Source organism: Rubrivivax sp. A210 (genome assembly GCF_904426505.1).
Classification (GTDB): domain Bacteria; phylum Pseudomonadota; class Gammaproteobacteria; order Burkholderiales; family Burkholderiaceae_C; genus Rubrivivax.
The window spans coordinates 1-5867 of sequence record NZ_CAJGBN010000037.1; the positions used below are offsets into that span (position 1 = coordinate 1).

Sequence of the window (5867 nt, forward strand, 5' to 3'; positions counted from 1 at the left end):
GCAGGCCGCCCGGGTCAGCGGCGTTGGGCAGGCACAGGTCGAGCACCAGGCCGGTGGCATCCTGGTACCACAGCGGGAAGCCGTGGCCGGCGGGCGAGGGCAGGTTGGTCGGGCCGACGCGGGCCAGGTCGGCATGGGCGGCCAGGCTGGCTACGGCCAGCGCGCTGGCGCACAGGGCGCCCTTGAAGAAACGGGTGGTACGCATGAGGCTCTCCTGGAATTCGGTTGCTGGTGTGTCACGCGCCCTTCGCGCGCTGGCCCTTCCTTTTTTGCAATTCATGGACCGGCCGCCGGTTACGGCTGCCCCTCATTCGCGGGGCCTATCTAAGTGCATGATTTTTCTGAGGTTTCTGCAATTCCTCAGGCTTCGATGGGGCGGCTGCAGGCGGGCTCTGGCGGCGGATGGGCGAAATCCCCCGGTTCTCGTCAGGGGCTGTTGGGCAATTCGCGCGCCGTCACTGGCTTTGTGGGCCCACGCGGCCGAAGCCCTTGCGGCTGGCACACGCAGGCCCAGGCGCAGGCGCAGGGCGGGTGGCCGCAGCCAGCAGGGGCAATGGGAGGAGAGGGGGGCTTGCAGGGCCGATGCGCCTGGGGCGGCGCGGGCCGGGTGAAAAGGCAGCCGGAGAGGCTGCCGCGCGGGGCCGTTGCGGCCCCGCGGCGGGAGTCGCGATCAGCGTTCGGTGTGCCGACGGCGGCGCAGCGCCACGGCGATGCTGGCCAGGGCGCCGAGCAGCATCATCGACTGGGTGGCGGGTTCCGGGATCGGCGAAGCGGCCAGCGGCGGCGTGCCCGTGAGGCCAGCGAAGTCGAAGACCATGGCCGAGTCGAACTGGTTGTCGACCGCATTCATCACGCCCACCTCGAGCCGGTAGCTGCCGGCGGCGGCGAAGGTGTGGGTCGTGCGCAGCCAGCCGGTGAAGCCGCAGTCGCTGACTAGGTTGAAGCACTGGCCGGTGGCGTCGCCCAGGCCGCTGAACAGCGGCGGGTTGTTGGCCGTGCGGGCGTTGAAGTTGAAGGTGTCGAAGTTGGTGATGGTGTCGCGCGGACGGTATTCGTCGGTGACGCCGCCGGGGATCATGGTGCCACTGTCGCTGTTGCCGCTGCGCACGGTGACGAGCCAGCCGACGGTGTTGGTGATGGTGGCGGCAGAGATGTCGGCCCTGACGATGCGCGCCCAGGCGTAGTCGGGGAAGCCGCTGCCGTCGGTGGTGATGTAGTTGAACGCGGCGGCGAAGGTGTCGCCGGCGTTGGCGCTGAAGGCGGCCGAGCGGATGCGCGAGCCGTTCTGCTCATTGAACTGCAGCGACGGCGTGAGGGCAGCGCCGATGGCCGTGGAGCCGGCGGTGCTGACATAGCCCAGGCTGCCATTGGCGTAGGCGCCGGCCAGTTCGGTGATGCTGCCGTTGGCCGGCGTGGCGCCGGACACGCCGACGGTGGTCCAGCCGGCAAGATCGGTCGGCGGGACGACCGCAATGGCCTGGGCCGCGAGCGGTGCCGCCAGGGCGGTCAGGGCCGCCAGGGCCAGGCTCAGGTTCTTCGGGTTGCGCATGGGTGTTTCCGGTATGGGGCTGGACGGGGGCTGCGGGGAGGTCTCGGGCCGGTGCGGCGGGGAGGCCTCTGGCGTCATGAGGTGTCAGGCATGATAGGGATGCACCCTGTAACTGAGGGGGGAGCCTGCTGCCAGATACCCCTCCAGTCGGGGGGTGGATGGCCCGCCCTTCGGTGCAATGTCACGGACCGGCGGCAGGCCCCGGAGGGCCGGCCGCCGCCGCGCTATCAGCGGATGCGGATGGTGATGTTGTTGCGCACGGTGCCGGCCTGCGTGCGCACGCTGGCCGACGTGGTGGTGCAGGCACCGCCGGTGGTGGTGTCCACAACCCAGGCGCCCAGGGCATCCACCGGCACGGTGGCGACGATCTGCGCTGCCGTCGGCGCCGCCGGTGCGGTGGCGGTGCGGTACAGCGTGATCGAGGTGTTGGGCGTGACGCCGGTGCCGCTGACGCGCCAGCGGTTGGTGGAGCGGCGGCACTCGGCGCCGGCGGCCACCGCAATGGGCTCGGAGGCCAGCACATTGACCGTCACATGGGCCGGCGGGCTGCCGACGTTGCCGTTGGTGTTGGCCACCGTGTAGTCGAAGCCGAAGTTCGCGCCCGCGGTGGCGCCGGCGGTGAAGGTGACGACGCCGGTGGTGGTGTTCACCGCGGCCGTGCCGCCCGTCACCGAGCCGGGGACGATGGTGACGCTGGCCGGGTTGAGCGTGCCGCCGTTGCCGCTGTCGTTGGCCAGCACATTGATGGCCACCGCACGGCCGGCCAGCACCGGGATCGGGCCGTCATTGGCGGCCAGCGGCAGGAAGCCACCCACCGGCTCGGTGACATTGATCGTCACCGTGGCCACATTGGAGGCGCCGGCCACCGCGGCCGAGCTGACGGTGTACTTGAAGCTGGTGCTGCCGACCTGGCCGTTGGAGGTGAAGCTGACAGTGCCGTCGCCGTTGTTGACGAGGGTGCCGAGGTTGGGCGCCAGGCCCGGGGCCAGCACGGTCAGCGAGGCGGGGTTGATGGGTGCCGCGGCGTGGGCCACGTCATTGGCCAGCACCGGGATCAGCAGCGCCGGGCTGCTGGCGGCGACGCTGACGGTGTCGTCCTGGGTGAAGGGCGAGCCGGCGGCATAGGCCAGGTTGGGGTTGGTCTGGAGGTCGGCGCGGCCGATGCCGCCGGCGGCAGACTGCACGATCACCGTGGCGGGCGGCACGGCAACGCCGCTGGCCACCAGGGTCCGGCAGGCCGGGTCGGCAGAGGCGGCGCAGGGCGCGGCGGTGAAGGCCAGGCCTTCGAGCGCCAGCGCCGGCGGCAGCTGGGCGGCAAAGCCCTTGTCGCTGGACGTGGCGTTGACGGTCAGCGTCTGCGCCGTGCCGTCGTAGCCGGTGGACAGGATGGTGACGACGTCGGTGGTGGCGGCGCGCACGCTGGTGGGCGGGTTGTCGCCGCTGTTGGTCACCGTGATCGGGCCGGGCAGCGTGCCGGAGGGGTCGGTGAAGCCCTGGGTGAAGTAGCGGTCCAGCACGTCGGGGCCGACCAGGCGCACGGGCGGGGTCTGGGTCGAGGCGGCGGTGAGCAGCGGCACCGGCTGGCTGGCCAGCGCACGGCCGACCGAGGCCGACACATTGACGTGGGTGCCGGCGGCGTCGCGGCTGTAGGTGGCGGCGTTGACGGCCAGGGGGCTGCCGATCGGGCTGGCCACCAGATCGTGCACGCGGCCGGTCAGCGTGAACAGCGGTGTCATCGCGCAGGTGCCGCTGGGGCCGAAGCCGCCCAGGATGATGTCCGTGCCGTCGGCGCGCTTGCCGCAGATCTGGAAGTAGTTGGTGTTGAAGGGGCTGCCGGTGATGGCCACGGGGGCGATGTCGGCCAGGAATTTGGCGCCGTTGATCGTGACCGGGGGCAGTGCGACGCCGGTCGCCGGGTCGGCGGCGACCAGGAAGGGGCCGACGCGGCTCTTGAGCGCGCCGGTGAAGCTGCCGGTGGCGATGCCGACGTCTTCGGTGAAGACGATGTCGCGGTTGCCGGTGCCGACGGTGGTCACATCGAAGGTGTTGGTGCCGTAGGGATGGGTGACGGTGTAGATGCCCGCCTCGGGCACGCCGGCGGTGACGCGGATGCGGGTGAAGGTGACCTGGTCATTGGCCGCGGGCACGCCGCCATTGAAGGTGGCCTCCAGGCCCAGCACCAGCACGGCGCTCTTGCCGCCGGGCATGTCCATGCCGGGGGTGGTGGCACGGAAGTAGAACGACTCACCGGGGAAGGCGCTGGGGAAGGTGTACGGGGGCGCGGTCTCCATCAGGCAGACCAGACCCTGCAGGCCACCCGGGTCAGCGGCGTCAGGCAGGCAAAGGTCGAGCGCCAGGCCGTTCAGGTCCTGGTACCAGAGCGGAAAACCGTGACCGGCAGGCGAGGGCACGTTGAGCGGGCCGACACGGGCCAGATCGGCGTGAGCGGCAAAGCTGGCGATGGCCAGCGCGGTGGCACACAGAACGCCCTTGAATGCACGGTGCTTGATCATGGATTTCCCTGAGGTGATGAGCGGTTTGGGCGGCGTGAGTGATTTCGCTGCCGGCAGATACATCTAAATTACAGACTGTTTCAAAACAGCATGGAATGGATTCTCGCCAATCAGATACATCGCACAATGTGGCGTGTTGTCACATCCCCCCGTGATCAAGGGGGCGTGAACTTGCCGCGCTTCCGGCGCACGAAGCGACCAGATGGCTGCAGATGGAGAAATGTTTAACGAGTGCGGCCCGAGCGGCCGCGCGCCGCCCTCAAGGGGGCGTGGGGCTGCTGGCGGCGGGCGCCGCCGCTGTGGCCGAGCCCGCCGGGGCCTCGACGACGAAGCGCCAGTCGCCCACCCGCTGGGCGCGGTCGAAGCCGACGGCCCAGCTGGGGAAGCCCTGCTGCCGCAGCGGCTGGGCATTGCCGTGGCTGTGGAAGCCGATCAGGCCGGCCCCGGAGCGCACCAGGCCCCAGTCGGGCCGGCCGGTGAAGGGGTCGTCGTAGACCCGGCGCAGGTAGCGCACCGGGTTGGGGTAGCGTCGGTCGAGCAGCAGGTCATCCAGCGAGACCGGCAACTGCGGCGGGCCCGAAGGCGTGTTGCGCATGTAGGCCTGCATCGCGGCGCGCATCTCGGTGCCCACCGCCAGCAGTTCGGCCTCGCGCGCACGCTGGGCCTGGGTGCCCCAGACCTGCACCGTCATCATCGAGGCCGTGCCCAGGATGGCCACCAGCAGCAGCATCGCCAGCAGCGCCAGGCCGCGGGCGCGATGCCCGGCCTCAGTCCTGCGCGGCCGACGCGGGTTTGGCATCGCTCACCGGCGCCTCGGGGCGCCGGACATCGAACACGCGGCCGGCCTCGCCGGGTGGCGGTAGCACGGTGTCCCATTCGGTCGACTCGGTGACCGGATTGACCGGCATGCTGCGCAGGTAGCGCAGCTCCACCAGCTCGCGCACCGATTCCGGGTAGCGGCCACGGTCGGCGTGGTACTGGTCGATGGCGGCGCGGATCTGCAGCATGTTGTGCGACAGCACCTGCTCCTTGCTGCGGTCGAGAGCGCCGAAATAGCGTGGCGTGACCAGCAGCAGCAGCAACGCGATGATGGCCAGCACCACCGACAGTTCGATCAGCGTGAAGCCGGTGCCACCGGCGCGGGCGGTGCGGCCGTGGGAAGAGGGTGTGCGGCGCATCGGGCGGGTCACCACTGGCGGTAGGGCTTGCCGTTGATGCCGGCGCCCGGCGCACGGGAGTAGACGTCGAAGACGTCCTCGCCGACGCGCGGCGACTCGTGGCTGCTGGCATAGCTGCGCAGGCCCCAGGTGTCGGCATCGGCGACGTTGGGGTCCTGGGCCATCGGGTCGCGCGGGATGCGGCGCAGGAAGCGCAGCGGCTTGGCCTCGGGGTCGCGCCGGTTGGGCACGCCCTGCACCAGCGCCTGCAGCGAGGGCGGATAGCCGCTGCGCAACACGCGGCGGTCGACCAGGCCGCTGTCGGCCGCCACCTTGTAGGCGTCGATGCCGCGCCGGATCTCGCGCAGCGCCACGCGCAGGTCGGCCTCGCGCTGGCGCCGTATCGTCATCTCGGCCATCGGCAGCACCATGCTGGCGAGCACGCCGACGATGGCCACCGACACCAGCAGTTCCACCAGCGTGAAGCCGTGCTGGCGCCGCAGCGTGCCGGTGGCTGCCATCGCCATCGCTCAGGGGCGCTCGCTGGACGCCGGCGTGACCGGCGGCGCGAAGCCGGGCCGGGTGCCGGGCGTGCTGCCGCTGGGCGTGGCGGGGGCTGCGGCCGGCGCGGGCGCTGCCGGCGCCGGC

General features: G+C 71.1%; 6 protein-coding genes. All 6 read right to left on the reverse strand.

All coding sequences use genetic code 11. The annotated features are described in order from the left end of the window. Positions 1-205 (reverse strand): hypothetical protein (locus JMV16_RS17975; protein WP_201495689.1); only part of this gene is annotated, 205 nt, incomplete at its 3' end. Between the two features lie 465 nt (positions 206-670). Beyond that, a complete protein-coding gene (locus JMV16_RS17980; protein ID WP_201495690.1) occupies positions 671-1549 on the reverse strand; it encodes an NF038132 family protein in 879 nt (292 codons plus the stop codon). A 227-nt stretch (positions 1550-1776) separates the two neighbouring features. After that, a complete protein-coding gene (locus tag JMV16_RS17985; RefSeq protein ID WP_201495691.1) occupies positions 1777-4062 on the reverse strand; it encodes an Ig-like domain-containing protein in 2286 nt (761 codons plus the stop codon). 259 nt (positions 4063-4321) lie between these two features. After that, positions 4322-4861, reverse strand: a complete 540-nt coding sequence (locus JMV16_RS17990; protein ID WP_201495692.1) for a type II secretion system protein — start codon at positions 4859-4861, stop codon at positions 4322-4324. Then, positions 4830-5240 (reverse strand): type II secretion system protein, encoded by a 411-nt coding sequence (locus tag JMV16_RS17995; RefSeq protein ID WP_201495693.1) that lies wholly within the window; start codon positions 5238-5240, stop codon positions 4830-4832. Before JMV16_RS17995 ends, JMV16_RS17990 begins: the two co-directional genes overlap by 32 nt. A gap of 8 nt (positions 5241-5248) precedes the next feature. Next, complete coding sequence (locus JMV16_RS18000; protein WP_236580595.1) at positions 5249-5746, reverse strand: type II secretion system protein; 498 nt, start codon at positions 5744-5746, stop codon at positions 5249-5251. Positions 5747-5867: the final 121 nt, after the last annotated feature.

Coding starts and splice junctions, on each gene's coding strand:
- JMV16_RS17980 (WP_201495690.1), bottom strand. CDS start 1,549: ATGCGCAACCCGAAGAACCTGAGCCTGGCCCTGGCGGCCCTGACCGCC.
- JMV16_RS17985 (WP_201495691.1), bottom strand. CDS start 4,062: ATGATCAAGCACCGTGCATTCAAGGGCGTTCTGTGTGCCACCGCGCTG.
- JMV16_RS17990 (WP_201495692.1), bottom strand. CDS start 4,861: ATGCCAAACCCGCGTCGGCCGCGCAGGACTGAGGCCGGGCATCGCGCC.
- JMV16_RS17995 (WP_201495693.1), bottom strand. CDS start 5,240: ATGCGCCGCACACCCTCTTCCCACGGCCGCACCGCCCGCGCCGGTGGC.
- JMV16_RS18000 (WP_236580595.1), bottom strand. CDS start 5,746: ATGGCGATGGCAGCCACCGGCACGCTGCGGCGCCAGCACGGCTTCACG.